The sequence below is a fragment of the Micromonospora sp. WMMD730 genome (assembly GCF_049178955.1).
GTDB classification, from domain to species: Bacteria; Actinomycetota; Actinomycetes; order Mycobacteriales; family Micromonosporaceae; genus Micromonospora; species Micromonospora wenchangensis.
Map to the genome: position 1 here is coordinate 6,102,274 of NZ_JBMHML010000002.1, position 13,374 is coordinate 6,115,647.

General features: G+C 75.6%; 11 protein-coding genes. 5 read left to right on the forward strand and 6 right to left on the reverse strand.

From position 1 onward, the window contains the following. Window positions 1-98 precede the first annotated feature (98 nt). Window positions 99-383 carry a DUF427 domain-containing protein gene (locus tag ACN265_RS25945; protein WP_357931467.1) on the forward strand — a complete coding sequence of 95 codons (285 nt, stop codon included), beginning with the start codon at window positions 99-101 and terminating at the stop codon, window positions 381-383. A gap of 58 nt (window positions 384-441) precedes the next feature. Beyond that, window positions 442-1,161, forward strand: coding sequence for an RICIN domain-containing protein (locus tag ACN265_RS25950; protein ID WP_421410163.1), 720 nt, complete (start codon window positions 442-444; stop codon window positions 1,159-1,161). Between the two features lie 34 nt (window positions 1,162-1,195). Here the strand turns inward: ACN265_RS25950 and ACN265_RS25955 are convergent, their stop codons facing one another. Continuing rightward, window positions 1,196-2,494 carry an MFS transporter gene (locus tag ACN265_RS25955; RefSeq protein WP_421410165.1) on the reverse strand — a complete coding sequence of 433 codons (1,299 nt, stop codon included), beginning with the start codon at window positions 2,492-2,494 and terminating at the stop codon, window positions 1,196-1,198. Between the two features lie 70 nt (window positions 2,495-2,564). Here ACN265_RS25955 and ACN265_RS25960 point away from each other — a divergent pair, with 70 nt between their 5' ends. Next, entirely contained in the window at window positions 2,565-3,596 is a 1,032-nt protein-coding gene (locus ACN265_RS25960) for a GlxA family transcriptional regulator (protein ID WP_421410167.1), read from the forward strand. On the opposite strand, the gene ACN265_RS25965 is transcribed toward ACN265_RS25960, so the two are convergent. The 4 genes from ACN265_RS25965 to ACN265_RS25980 all read right to left on the reverse strand — a co-directional run bounded on the left by ACN265_RS25965 (window position 3,561) and on the right by ACN265_RS25980 (window position 8,614). Beyond that, window positions 3,561-4,028 (reverse strand): hypothetical protein, encoded by a 468-nt coding sequence (locus ACN265_RS25965; RefSeq protein WP_204927287.1) that lies wholly within the window; start codon window positions 4,026-4,028, stop codon window positions 3,561-3,563. The two genes, ACN265_RS25960 and ACN265_RS25965, sit on opposite strands and share 36 nt — an antisense overlap. Before the next feature lie 91 nt (window positions 4,029-4,119). Next, on the reverse strand, window positions 4,120-6,075 hold the full coding sequence (locus ACN265_RS25970) for a VWA domain-containing protein (protein WP_420115292.1): 1,956 nt from the start codon (window positions 6,073-6,075) through the stop codon (window positions 4,120-4,122). Between the two features lie 2 nt (window positions 6,076-6,077). After that, on the reverse strand, window positions 6,078-7,577 hold the full coding sequence (locus tag ACN265_RS25975) for a magnesium chelatase (protein ID WP_421410170.1): 1,500 nt from the start codon (window positions 7,575-7,577) through the stop codon (window positions 6,078-6,080). A gap of 68 nt (window positions 7,578-7,645) precedes the next feature. Continuing rightward, the gene (locus ACN265_RS25980; RefSeq protein ID WP_421410173.1) at window positions 7,646-8,614 is read right to left on the reverse strand and encodes an aldo/keto reductase; all 969 of its coding nucleotides are present in this window, start codon (window positions 8,612-8,614) and stop codon (window positions 7,646-7,648) included. A 101-nt stretch (window positions 8,615-8,715) separates the two neighbouring features. On the opposite strand from ACN265_RS25980, the gene mgrA reads away from it, so the two are divergent. Further along, complete coding sequence (mgrA, locus tag ACN265_RS25985; protein WP_421410175.1) at window positions 8,716-9,705, forward strand: L-glyceraldehyde 3-phosphate reductase; 990 nt, start codon at window positions 8,716-8,718, stop codon at window positions 9,703-9,705. 154 nt (window positions 9,706-9,859) lie between these two features. Here mgrA and ACN265_RS25990 read toward each other — a convergent pair whose 3' ends face one another. Beyond that, complete coding sequence (locus tag ACN265_RS25990; RefSeq protein WP_377681840.1) at window positions 9,860-10,819, reverse strand: lytic polysaccharide monooxygenase auxiliary activity family 9 protein; 960 nt, start codon at window positions 10,817-10,819, stop codon at window positions 9,860-9,862. Window positions 10,820-10,944: 125 nt separating this feature from the next. Here ACN265_RS25990 and ACN265_RS25995 point away from each other — a divergent pair, with 125 nt between their 5' ends. Then, window positions 10,945-13,359 carry a DUF4153 domain-containing protein gene (locus tag ACN265_RS25995; protein ID WP_421410176.1) on the forward strand — a complete coding sequence of 805 codons (2,415 nt, stop codon included), beginning with the start codon at window positions 10,945-10,947 and terminating at the stop codon, window positions 13,357-13,359. Window positions 13,360-13,374: the final 15 nt, after the last annotated feature.

Here is a 13,374-nt window from a genome sequence, read left to right on the forward strand (position 1 = left end):
GCTGCTCAGCGGGGTCGGCCACCCTGCCCGGCACCGGCGGAGGGGACGGTCCACGAGGGGCCCGCGACCGGGGCCCACCGGGGGCGTAGCGTGGTGACATGCCGAAAGCCGTGTGGAACGACCAGGTCGTGGCCGAGAGCGACGACACCGTCCTGGTGGAGGGCAACCACTACTTCCCCCGAAGCACCCTGCGCGACGACCTGATCACCGAGTCGGCGACGCAGACGGTCTGCCCCTGGAAGGGCACCGCCTCCTACTACTCCCTCACCGACGGTGAGCACACGAGCGCCGACGCCGTCTGGTACTACCCGGACCCGAAGCCCGAGGCGGAGCAGATCCGCGACCGGGTGGCGTTCTGGAAGGACGTCCGGGTCGTCGACTGATCCCGCCGGCCCGCGGGCCGACTGGCCGTCGGCCCGCCCGGTGGGTCACCATGCTGGCATGGCCGTCCCCGATCCCCACCACGATCCGTCCGGCACCGTGTACGGGGCCCGTCGGGCGGCCCGCCCCGGGCTGCCCGGTGATCCGCTGATGCGGTTCGCGCTGGCCGCCGGCCTGGCGGGCGTACTGCTGGGGGTCTTCTTCGCCACCGGCGTGCTCGGCGGTGGCGGCTCCCCTCCGCCGGTGGTGCCGGCCGCCGCCGCGCCGACCCCGGCCGCCCCGACCCCGGCGGCCCCGACGACCAGCCCGCCGGCCGCGACCACGCCGCCGCCCAGCCCGACCCCGCCACCCACCACCCCGGCCACGGTCACCGGGCCGGTCGTGTTGCGGGCGGTCACCTCCGGCCTCTGCGTCGGCACCGACGGCGCGGGCGAGACGGCCACCGCCGAACTGGCCGTCTGCACCGGCGGCGCGGAGCAGCAGTGGGTCGCCAACCCGGTCGCGCCCGATCTGGTGACGCTCACCAACGCCGGGCACGGCCAGTGCCTCGACGTCGACAGCGGCAGCGGCGACGACGGCGCCCGGCTCCAGCAGTTCGGCTGTCACGGGCAGGCCAACCAGCAGTGGCGGGTGACCCCGGTCGGCACCGGTCCGGTCCTGCTGGTCGGCGTCGGGTCGGGCAAGTGCGCGCAGGTCCGCGACGACGGCACGGCCCCCGGCGACGACCTGGTGCAGGCCACCTGCACCGCCGCCGCCGGCCAGCAGTGGACCCTCGGCTGAGCACGTCCGGCAGGCGGGGGCCGGCCCGCGCCGGTCAGCCCCGGTAGCTCCAGGCCCCGGCGGGCCGGGCCGGCGTCAGGACCGGCACCTGCGCCGCGCGACGGCGGCGCAGCAGCAGCGACAGCAGCCCGGCGCCGATGGACAGTGCCCCGGCCGCGTACCAGGCCGGCGCGTAGTCACCGAGCCGGTCGCGGACCAGGCCGGCGGCGGTCGCCGCGAACGCCGCCCCGAACTGGTGCGCGGCGAACACCCAACCGAAGACCACCGCCGCCGAGTCGCCGAAGTACTCCCGGCACAGCGCCACCGTCGGCGGCACGGTCGCCACCCAGTCCAGGCCGTAGAAGACGACGAAGACCAGCATGCTCGGCCCGGTGCCCCCGGTGAACAGGGCGGGCAGCAGCAACAGCGACAGCCCGCGCAGCCCGTAGTAGCCGGCCAGCAGCAGCCGGCTGTCCATCCGGTCGGTGAGCCAGCCCGAGGCGATGACGCCGACGATGTCGAAGAGCCCGACCAGGGCGAGCAGGCCCGCCGCCGTGGTCTGCGGCATGCCGTGGTCGTGGGCGGCCGGCACGAAGTGGGTGCCGACCAGACCGTTGGTGGTCGCCCCGCAGATCGCGAAGCCCCCCGCGAGCAGCCAGAACGGGCGGGTCCGGGCGGCGGCGGTGAACGCGGCCACCGCCCGCGCGGCGGCCCCGCCGGCCGACGGCGGCCGGGGCGTCACCTCGGTCGCGCCGTAGGCGGGCAGGCCGAGATCCGCCGGGTGCTCCCGCAGCCACCGGGCCACCAGCGGGACGACCGCGAGCGCCGCCCCGGCCACCACCAGCGCCGCCGCGCGCCAGCCGTGGTCGCGGACCAGCACCGCGAGCAGCGGCAGGAAGACCAGCTGGCCGGCGGCCCCACCGGCGGTGAGCACCCCGGTGACCAGCCCCCGGCGGTGGACGAACCAGCGCCCGGTGACGGTGGCGACGAACGCCAGCGCCATCGACCCGGTGCCCAGCCCGACCAGGACGCCCCAGCAGAGGATGAGTTGCCAGCTCGCCGTCATGAAGACGGTCAGGCCGCTGCCGAGCGCCACCAGCGCCAGCGCGCCGGCCACCACCCGGCGGATGCCGAAGCGGTCCATGAGAGCGGCGGCGAACGGTGCGGTCAGGCCGTAGAGCAGCAGGTTGACCGAGACGGCGGCGGAGATGGTGGCCAGCGGCCAGCGGAACTCGGCGTGCAGCGGGTGCAGCAGCACCGACGGGGTGGCGCGGAAGCCGGCCGCGCCGACCAGCGCGACGAAGGCGACGGCGGCCACGGTCCAGGCCGGGTGGAGACGACGGGCTCGGGTCACGCTCCGAGTCTCGGACATGCTCCGGCGGGCGACGAGTGGCCGGAAAGCCATGGTGCGCAATAATCGGGCCATGACCATCAGGCCGCACCGGATCGGCGTGCTCGCCCTCGACGGCGTGGTCGGCCTCGATCTGGGCACCCCGGCCCAGGTCTTCGGGGCCGCCCGCACCGCCGACAGGCTCCCGCTCTACACCGTCGACACCTGCACCCCGGGCGGGCGGCCGGTCCGCAGCTCCGCCGGCTTCCGGGTCCTCCCCGACCACGGGCTCGACCTGCTGGCCACCGTGGACACGGTGGTCGTGCCCGGCCTGCACGCCGGCCCACCGATGACCGACGGCACGATCGATCCGGCGGTCTCCGGCGCGCTGCGCGACGCCCACCGCCGGGGCGTGCGGATCATGTCGATCTGCACGGGCGCGTTCGCGCTGGCCGCCGCCGGTCTGCTCGACGGGCACCGGGCCACCACCCACTGGGCGCACGCCGACCGGTTCCGCCGGCTGTACCCGCAGGTCGACCTCGACCCGGACGTGCTGTTCATCGACTCCGGCCGGGTGCTCACCTCGGCCGGGGTGGCCGCCGGCATCGACCTGTGCCTGCACGTCGTGCGCGGCGACCACGGCAGCGAGGTGGCCAACCGGGCGGCCCGCCGGTGCGTGGTGCCGCCCTGGCGCGACGGCGGCCAGGCCCAGTACATCGAACGGCCCGTACCGCGCACCCCGGCCAGCGGCACCGCGGCCACCCGGGAGTGGGCCCGGCAGCGGCTGCACGAACCGGTCGCCCTGCGGGAGCTGGCCGCCCACGCCCGGATGAGCGTGCGTACCTTCACCCGGCACTTCCGCTCCGAGACCGGGCTGAGCCCGGCGCAGTGGCTGCTCCAGCAGCGCACCGACCACGCCCGGCTGCTCCTGGAGACCACCGACCTGGCCATCGACCAGGTGGCCCGGCGGGCGGGCTTCGGCACCACCGCCGCCCTGCGCCAACACCTGAACACCCGGATCGGCGTCTCCCCCTCGGCCTACCGGCGCACCTTCCGCCGTACCCCCGCCGCCGGAACGTCCGGGGCGGAGTCAGGCGGGCTGCGGCTGGTCGCGGAGCATCCGTAGCTGTGCCAGGTGCCGGGGCAGGTGCACCCGGGCGTGCAGGTCGAGGGTGCGCGACCACGGCAGCGGCTCGTCGACGACCAGGTCGAAGCCCTCCCGCAGGTGCGTCTCGACCGGGGTGTCGGCGGCCGGGCCGAGCCGGTCCACCAGGCCGCAGAGCCGGCCGCTGGTGGCCCGCAGCAGGGTGGCCAGGCCGGGCAGCCCGCCACACTCGGCGACCAGGGCGTCCAACTCGGGCCGGTGCACCCCGGTCAGGTCGTAGTAGGCGAACGGCGCCCCGGCCAGCACCGCCTCGGTCGCCTCGCTCATCAACTCGTCGTTGGCGACCAGGTGCGCCACGATCCGCTCCGCGTCCCACCCGCCCGGCGGGGCCGGCCGGAACCCGCCCGCCTCGACCTCGGCGAGCAGGCTCCGGTAGACCGCACGCAGCTCCACACCCCCAGTCAACCCCGTACCGCCGGGTCGGGTGGACGGTTGCCGCCCGGGTCCCCCGGACGGACGGCCCGCCCCCACGGACCGGGCGCGGTCAGCGCCCGGAGCTGCGGCGGGAACGGAGGTAGTCGGAGACCACGTACTCGCCCAGGTCACCCAGGTCGGGGGTGAACAGGCGGCCCCGGGAACGGCGGGCCACCGCGTCCATGAACCGGCGCAGGCCCGGGTCCTCACCGAGCAGGAAGAGGTTGAGCGTGACCCCGGCCCGGGCCAGCCGGTCCACCTCGTGGATGGTCGCCTCGACCGTCTCCGGCAGCGACGGCCAGTGGAAGTACGCCTCACCGTCGTCCGGGTCGAGGTGGGCGGTCGGCTCGCCGTCGGTGACCACCAGCACCACCGGCTCGGCCCCCGGATGCCGGCGCAGGTGCCGACCGGCCAGCCGCAGTGCGTGCTGAAGGTTGGTGCCCTGCCGCAGGTCCGGCTCCACCGCCGCCAGCTCCTGCTGGGTCAACGGCACCGCCTCCAGGCCGAACCCGACGATCTGCAACGCGTCCTGCGGGAACCGGGTCGCCATCAGGTGCGACAGCGCCAGCGCCGTCTGCTTCATCGGCCCCCACCGCCCCTGCGACACCATCGAGTACGACAGGTCCACGCACAGCGCCACCGCCGCCGACGCCCGCCGTTCCGTCTCCACCACCTCGAAGTCCTCGACGGCGAGTTGCAGCGGCACGGTGGGGCCGGCCCGACGCACCGCCCGGGTGAGCGTGCGCACCACGTCCAGGGGCTGCTCGTCGCCGTACTCCCACTGCCGGGACGCCCCGCTGACCTCGCCGGCCGCCCCGGCCGTACGCAGGTCGTGCTGGCCGCGCGGGCCGGCGGTGAGGTCGGCGAAGACCCGGCGCAGCGCGGTGCCGGCGAGCCGGCGCAGCGCCTTCGGGCTGAGCGTCAACCCGTCGGCGTCCCGGCTCACCCAGCCCTGCCGGCGCAGCTCCCGCTCCAGCTCCCGCAACCGGCGTACGTCGTCGGCGGCGTCGCGGCCCAGCGTCCGGGCGACCGCGTCGACGTCCACGTCGTCCAGGGTGGCCCCCGGGTGCTCCTGGTCGAGGGAGTCGAGCAGCTCGTCCAGCTCGGCGATCTCGTCCAGCGCGCCGGTGGCCTCGCCGTAGCCGAGCGGCTGATCGCCCCGGATTCGCTCGCCGCGCTGCCAGTTCAGGTCGGGGCGCAGCGCACGCAGATGGTCGTCGAGCGCGGACAGCTCACCGGCGAGCCGGTCACCGAGCGACTGCCGCATCAGCCCGGCCAGCTCCTCGCGCTGCCGGTCGGACAGCGACCGCATCAGCCGCTCCCCCGCCGCCGCCCGCCGGGCCAGCACGTCGACCAGCTCGTCGACGGTGCGCGGCTGCTCCGGGAAGAACTCGCCGTGCCGGCGCATGAACTCGGCGAACGCGTCGGTGGTGTCCTCCGCGCGGGCGTGCCGGGCCAGCAGGTCGTTGAGGTCGCGCATCATCTCGGCGAGCTGCGCCTGCACGGCCGGGTCACCGGCGGCCCGCGCGGCGTCGCGCAGCCCGGCGAACCGCTGCTCCAGCACCTCGCCGCGCAGCCCGTCGAGAATCCGCTGGTACGCCTGCCGGGCCTCGTCGCTGGTCCACCGGTAACCGGCCAGTTCCTGCACCGCGCGGGCGGTGGAGCGGGGCAGGTTGTCCAGCACCGTCTCGGCGAACCGGGCGTCGTCGTCGGTGCGCCCGCGCAGCGCGTCCCGTTCCGCCGCGAGGGCCTGGTCGAGCAGTGCCCGGGACCGGGTCACCGCGCCGTCCAGGTCGCCCCGGCGAAGCGCCTCCCGCCGCAGCCGGCGGGCGCGGGCGGCCAGGTCGTCCAGGCCGCCCCGGTTGTTCGGGCCCCGGCGCAGCAGGTCACGCAGCGCCTCCCGGAGGCTGCCGCCGGCCAGCACCTCCGCGCCGACGGAGTCCACGGCGGCACGCACGTCGTACGGCGGGGCGAGCGGGTCGGGGCCGCCCTGCCACTGGCCGTACCGGAACCGGTTGCCGGCCATGCTCAGCTCCGACCGCCGTAGACGGTACGACCCGACTCGGTGACGTCCTTGCCGAGCCGGCGGGTCAGGTGCAGCCCCTCCAGCACGAACTCGACCCCGGCGGCGGCCTGCTCCGGGGTGGGCGCGTCGCCCAGCCCCAGCCGGTCCAGCGCCTTGGCCAGCCCCGGCACGGTGCCGACCTGGCGCAGCAGTTCCGCCGAGGCGACCAGCTCACCGGTCTCGATCACCGCCCCCTCGGCGACCAGTGCGGTGAACCCGGAGAGGTCCAGTCCGGCCAGCCGGGCCCGGAACGTCTCGGCGGTGGCGGTGCGCAGCAGGTGGGCCAGGATCTCGGTCTCCCGCCCCTCCTCGCCGCTCTCGAACTCGACCTTGCCACGCAACGTCGAGGTCACCGACACCGCGTCGCCGACCCGGGCGACCGGCGCCTCGGGCCGTGCCGTGGCGTCGGCCGGCGCGGTGCCGGCGGACGGCCCGGTCCGGGTGCCGCCGGGCCCGGCGAGCAGGCCGGCGCGGCGCAACGCGGCGGCGGCGACGGTCTCGGCGGCGGCGATGGCGAACCGGGCGGAGACGCCGGAGCGCGGGTCCACCGACGACGACTCGCGCACCGCCCGGGCGAACCGGGCCAGCACCTCCAGCACGTGCTCCGGCACCTCGGCGACCAGGTCGGCCTCCTGCCGGATCAGCGCCAGCTCCAGCTCCAGGTCGACCGGGTAGTGGGTGCGGACCTCCGCGCCGAACCGGTCCTTGAGCGGGGTGATGATCCGGCCCCGGTTGGTGTAGTCCTCCGGGTTGGCGCTGGCCACCAGGAACAGGTCCAGCGGCAGGCGGAGCTGGTAGCCGCGGACCTGGATGTCCCGCTCCTCCAGCACGTTGAGCAGCGCCACCTGGATGCGTTCGGCCAGGTCGGGCAGCTCGTTGACGGCGAAGATCCCCCGGTTGGTGCGCGGCACCAGCCCGAAGTGGATGGTCTCCGGGTCGCCGAGGGTGCGCCCCTGGGCCAGCCGGATCGGGTCGACGTCACCGATCAGGTCACCGACGCTGGTGTCCGGGGTGGCCAGCTTCTCGCCGTAGCGCATCGAGCGGTGCAGCCAGCCGACCGGCAGGTCGTCGCCGGCCTCGGCGACCAGCGCGCGGGAGGCCGGGGTGAGCGGGTGCAGGGGGTGCTCGTTGAGCACCGAGCCGGGCAGCACCGGGGTCCACTCGTCGAGCAGCGCCACCAGCGAGCGGATGAGTCGGGTCTTGCCCTGGCCGCGTTCGCCGAGCAGCACCATGTCGTGGCCGGCGAGCAGCGCCCGCTCGACCTCGGGCAGCACGCTGTCGTCGTAGCCGACGATGCCGGGGAAACGGTCCTCGCCGGAGCGCATCCGGGCCAGGAGGTTGTGGCGGAGTTCCTGCTTGACGGTCTGGTACCGGTGTCCGGCGGCGCGCAGTGCGCCGAGGGTGCCCGGCAGGTCGGCGGGCGGGACCGGGAGAGCCTGGTTGGGCGCAGTCACCCGACCCACGCTAGCGCGGTCCCGGCCGCGCCGCCCCCGGCACCGGAACCGACCCCGACCGGCCCCGGACCGACACCTCACCGGGCGAGGCGGGCCCGGATCAGCTTCGGCAGCGCGGCCAGGCCGGTGACCGGCCGGAACCGCCGGGCGGCGGCGGCCAGCGCGGCGTACTCGTCGGCGGGCAGGTCGATCTCGGCGGCGGCGGCGTTGCGTTCCACCTGCTCGACGCCGGACGCACCCGGGATGGCCACCACGTTCGGGTGACGCAGCAGGTACGCCAGGGCGATCTGGCTGGGTGTGGCGTCGTGCGCGTCGGCCACCTCCCGCAGGATGTCGATCAGCGCACCGCCCCGGGCCAGGTTCTCCGGCAGGAAGTACGGGTTGGCCCGGCGCACCGCCCCGGTCGGCGGGTGCGACGCGTCGTACCGGCCGGACAGGAACCCCTGGGCGAGCGGGCTGTACGCGATGACGATCCGCCCGGCCTGCTCCGCGTACGGGATCAGGTCCTCCTCGGGACCACGGTCGACCATGCTGTAACGGACCTGGTTGCTCAGCACCCGCCGGCCCAGCGCGGCCTCGGCGAAGCGCCACCGGCGCAGCGGATAGTTGCTGACCCCGACCTCGCCGACCAGGCCGACGTCCTGCAGGGCGCGCATGCCGCGCATGGTGTGCGTGTCGGCCACCACCGGGTTGGCCTGGTGCACCTGGTAGAGGTCGATGCAGCCGACGCCGAGCCGGGCCGCCGAGGCGACCGCCCGCTGCTGCACCACCGGGGCGACCGGCAGCAGCGGGAAGATCTTGCTGGCCACCACGGCCCGGTCCCGGTCGCCGTCGAGCGCCGCACCGAGGATGCGTTCGCTGCGGCCGAAGCCGTACAGCTCGGCGGTGTCGAAGAGGGTCACCCCGAGGTCGAGGGCCCGTCTGACGATCTGCGCCGCCCGCTGCGCGTAGTCGGGCCCGTAGCCCCACTCGGTGGACCCGAACTGCCAGGTCCCCAGGCCGATCTTGGAAATGGGACGGGGGGTGTCGAGCGGGACGTAACGCATGGCTCGAAGCTACCCCGGTGGCAGGCCCGCCGGGCGGGTCCCGCCAGGCCCACCGACGGTGGCCCGCCGCCGCAGGTCGGGGCCGGGTTAGGGTCGGGGGCGTGACCTACCTCGCCGCGGCCGACCGCTACGACCGGATGACCTACCGCCGCAGTGGACGCAGCGGCCTGCGACTGCCCGCCCTCTCGCTCGGGTTGTGGCACAACTTCGGGCCCGACCGGCCGTTCGACAGGCAGCGGGACATCGTCCGCCGCGCGTTCGACCTCGGCATCACCCACTTCGACCTGGCCAACAACTACGGCCCGCCGCCCGGCGCGGCGGAGGAGGCGTTCGGCCGGCTGCTCGCCACCGACCTGAAGCCGTACCGGGACGAGCTGGTGGTGTCCAGCAAGGCCGGCTACCTGATGTGGCCCGGCCCGTACGGCGAGTGGGGTTCCCGCAAGTACCTGATCTCCTCGCTGGACCAGTCGCTGCGCCGGATGGGGCTGGACCACGTCGACATCTTCTACTCCCACCGCTTCGACCCGGACACCCCGCTGGAGGAGACGATGGGGGCGCTGGACGCCATCGTCCGGTCCGGCCGGGCGCTCTACGTCGGCATCTCCAACTACGACTCGGAGCAGACCCGGCGGGCCGCCGAGATCCTGCGTGACCTGGGTACCCCGCTGCTGATCAACCAGCCGTCGTACTCGATGGTCAACCGGTGGACCGAGGACGACGGGCTGCTCGACACGCTCGCCGAGGTCGGGGCGGGCTGCATCGCGTACAGCCCGCTGGCCCAGGGGCTACTCACCGACCGTTACCTCGACGGCATCCCCGCCGACTCCCGGGTCCGCACCAGCGTCTTCCTCGACGAGAGCGACGTGACCGACGAGAAGCTCGCCACCGTCCGGGGCCTCGCCGGGATCGCCGCGCGGCGGGGACGGACGCTGGCCCAGCTCGCCCTGGCCTGGGCGTTGCGCGACCCCCGGATGACCAGCCTGATCATCGGGGCGAGCAGCGTGGCCCAGTTGGAGGGCAACGTCGCCGCCCTGGCCCACCCCGACCTCACCCCCGACGACCTGACCGAGATCGACCGCCTCCTCCCCTGACCGGCCCCGCCCGTCCCGGGCCCGGCCGGGCCGGCGGGTCAGGGCTGTTGGGTCGGAGTGGGGGCTTCCGGCTCGGGTGATGCCGCCGTTGGGCCGACATTGCGTTGGTCGTGCCGCAAAGTTGATCTTGCTGGGCGGGTCGGCCCGCCGGGAGTCACCAGACGCGGCGGCGGCCGGCCCGGTGGTTGCGGACGCCGCAGGGGCGGCCGGGCGGGACGGGTGCCGGGCGGCGCAGCCAGGTCGCCACCAGCGCCACCAGCAGCACGGTCACCACCACCGCCGCGCCCACCACCAGTCGGAGGTTGCCGCCGCCGACCTGGGTCACCGACGCCACCGGTACGCCCGCCTCCTCGGCCGGGCCGGCGGACCCGTCACCGACCGGAGTCGCCCCGGCGGGGACGGCCGGATCCGGGCCGGCGTCGGCCGTCGTGCCGTCGGTCGGGTCGGCGGCGGCCGGGGCGGGGTCGACCGGGGTGGCCGCCAGCACGCCTTCCGCCGGGCGGAACAGCACGTCGGAGCAGGAATAGTAGGTGTCCGGGGTGTCGGAGTTCTGCCACACCGTGTAGATCAGGTGCCGCCCGGTCAACCCGGCGGGCAGCCGCCCCGGGATCTGGTACGACCCGTCCCGCAGCGGCGGGTCGGTCACCGACAGGAACGGGATCGTGTCGAGATCGGACCAGCGCAGCGGGGTTCGCGGGTCGTACCCGGAGCGGGTGGTGTAGAGCCGGAAGGTCCCCTTGTGCGGGATGGTGCCCCGGTAACGGAACGTGTACCTCGCACCGGGGGTCAGCTCGGTCGCCGGCCAGTCCGCCCGGGCCAGGTCCAACCCCCGGTAGGCCGACAGCCCGCCGCTGCACAGCTCGCCGTCCGGGATGCGCTGCCGGTCGCGGCCGTTGACGCCGTACACCCGGATGTTGTCCCACTCGCGCACCGCCGCGCCGGCCGACACCGCCGCCAGGCAGGCGGGCGTCGAGACGTGCGGCCCCTCCGGGCCGCAGGCCGCCGAGCGGCTCAACGGGCTGGTCGGTGCGCCGTGCGCGGCGGCAGGGGCCGCGTCGAGCAGCACGGTCACCGCCACGACCGCGAGGGCGGCGAACGTTGCGCGTACGGTCATCTGGTCGACCTCCCGCCCTTGGTACGGACGCGGGCGGGCAAAGGTTCGACGGTACGGCGTGCGGGCCGGCGGCGGAGGGCCGGTTGCCTCTACAGTGACCGCACTTCCCGCATCAAGGAGTGCACGTGTCCGAGCCGGAACCGACGTCAGACTCCCCCGGGGGCAGCCCGCCGCCCGAACCCCCGCCCGCCGGCGGGATGCCGTACCTGTTGACCATGTCCGCCCGGGACGGGATGCCGCCGGCGATCAGCTGGCCCGGTCGGGCGGACGAGCCCGGCTGGGCCATTCCGGTCCAGGTCCCGGACGGCACCCTCGGGTACGCGATCTTCCTGCCCCTGGTGCCGGCGACCACCGGCACCCCGCCCGGCGCCGCCGGACCGGTCGCAGCGCCCCTCCCCGCTGGCGACACCCCGCCCGGCACCGCACCACCGGTGCCCTCGGCCGGGCCGGCGGCAGCCACCGACGGGTCACCGTCGGCCACGGCAGCGGCCGGCGCGGCACCGGCCGGCCCGGCGACACCTGCGGGGACGGCGACCGGCGCGGTGGCAGCGGCCCCCGCGACGGCCGGTGCCACGGAGGACAGCGCCAGGCCAGCCGGTGCCACGGAGGGCAGCGCCGCATCGGCCGGCGTCGCGAAGCCCGGCTCGACGAAGACCGCCCCGACGACGACCGACCCGGCAGCGCCCGGCCCGACGGCGGCCGAGGTGGCACCGACCGGCCAGGCGGCGGCCGACGCGGTGGCAGCCGGCGGGTCCGGCCGCTCGGTGGGCGTGCCGGCACCGCGTACCGCGGCGGGCTCGGCGGACGACGCGCCGACCCCGGCCGGCCGACCCGCCCCGGTCCCGGCCACCGCCCCGGCGACGCCCGGCCCACAGTCCGGCCCGGGTCGGCCCGTACCCCCCGGCCAGCAACCGCCCACCGGGGCCGGCGTGCCCGCCCCCGGCCGGCCGGGGCCCGGCGGGTTCGGTACCGACGGGCGACCGGTGCAGTGGGGTGGGCCACCCGGGGCCTGGGCCCCGGTCCCGCCCCCGCCGTCGTTCCTGAGCACCCGGTGGCCCGGTCCCGCACCCGCCACCGGCTGGGCGGTGCCGGCGGCGGTGCTCGCCGGGGCGTTGGGCGTGGCGTTCTTCGTCCCGCTCACCCGCACCGGCATCGGCTGGTTCCTCGGCTGGCTGGTCCTCACCGTCGGGGTGGTCGCGGCCGTCCGGCGCAACGCCGACACACTCACCCGCACCGACCGGCTGATCCGGGGCGGCTGGGCGGCCGCCGCGCTGGCGCTGCTGGCCGTGCTGGCGTTCCGCAACGCCTGGTGGCTGGTGACCTTCTGCGTCCTCGGGGCGCTGGGCTGCGCGACGTTGGCGATCGTGGGCGGAAGACAGGTCCGGTCCATCCTGTTCAGCCTGGTCGCGGCCCCGTTCGCGGCGCTACGCGGGCTGCCCTGGGTACGGCGGCACGTGACCGCCACCGGGGGCGGCCAACTGGTGCCCCGGGTCGTCGGCTCGGTCGCCGCCACCGCCGTGGTGCTGCTCGTCTTCGGGCTGCTGCTGTCCTCCGCCGACGCCGCGTTCGACCAGGTGCTCGGCGCGGTGGTGCCCGAGGTCAACGTGGACACCGTGTTCCGCTGGCTCTTCCTGGCCGCCGTCGGTGGGTCGATCGCGGTCGCCGCCACGTACACCCTGGCCGCGCCGCCGGACCTGTCGACCGTCGACCGGGAGGGTCGGCGGCGACTGGGCATCCTGGAGTGGGCGCCGGCCATCGCCGCCCTGACGCTGCTCTTCGTCGGTTTCGTCGCGGTGCAGTTCACCGTGCTCTTCGGCGGTCAGCGGCACGTCCTGCGTACCGCCGGCCTGAGCTACGCCGAGTACGCGCGCAGCGGGTTCTGGCAGCTCACCGTGGTGACCCTGCTGACCGTGGCCGTGCTGGGCGGGGTCAGCCGCTGGGCGCGACGGGAGAGCCGGGCCGAACGGGTGCTGCTGCGGGTCCTGCTCGGGCTGCTCAGCGCGCTCAGCGTGGTGATTGTGGTGTCGGCACTGTCCCGGATGTACACCTACCAGAAGGTCTACAGCTTCACCGGGGAACGGATCTTCGTGATGGCGTTCGAGCTGCTGCTCGGCGCGGTCTTCCTGATGGTCCTGGTGGCGGGCGTACGGTGGCGGGGTCGCTGGATTCCCGGCGCCACCGTCGGGCTGGCCGTGGTGATGCTGCTCAGCCTGGCCGTGCTCAACCCGGAGGACTACGCGGCCCGCCGCAACATCGCCCGGTACGAGCAGTCCGGCAAGATCGACGCCTGGTACCTGCGGGCGCTCTCCGCCGACGCCACCCCCGCCCTGGCCAACCTGCCGGACCGGATCCGCCGCTGCACGCTGAGCTGGATCGACGACGACCTCGCCGAGCCCGACCCGTGGTACGCCTGGAACCTGGGCCGCAGCCGGGCCCGTGCGGAGTTGCAGCGGCTGGGCCCGCGCGCGGTCGGCGGGCAGAAGGACTGCAAGGCCGCCGACCAGTTCGACCTGCCGAAGACCCGGCGCACCCCGCGCTGACCACCCTGCGCCGCC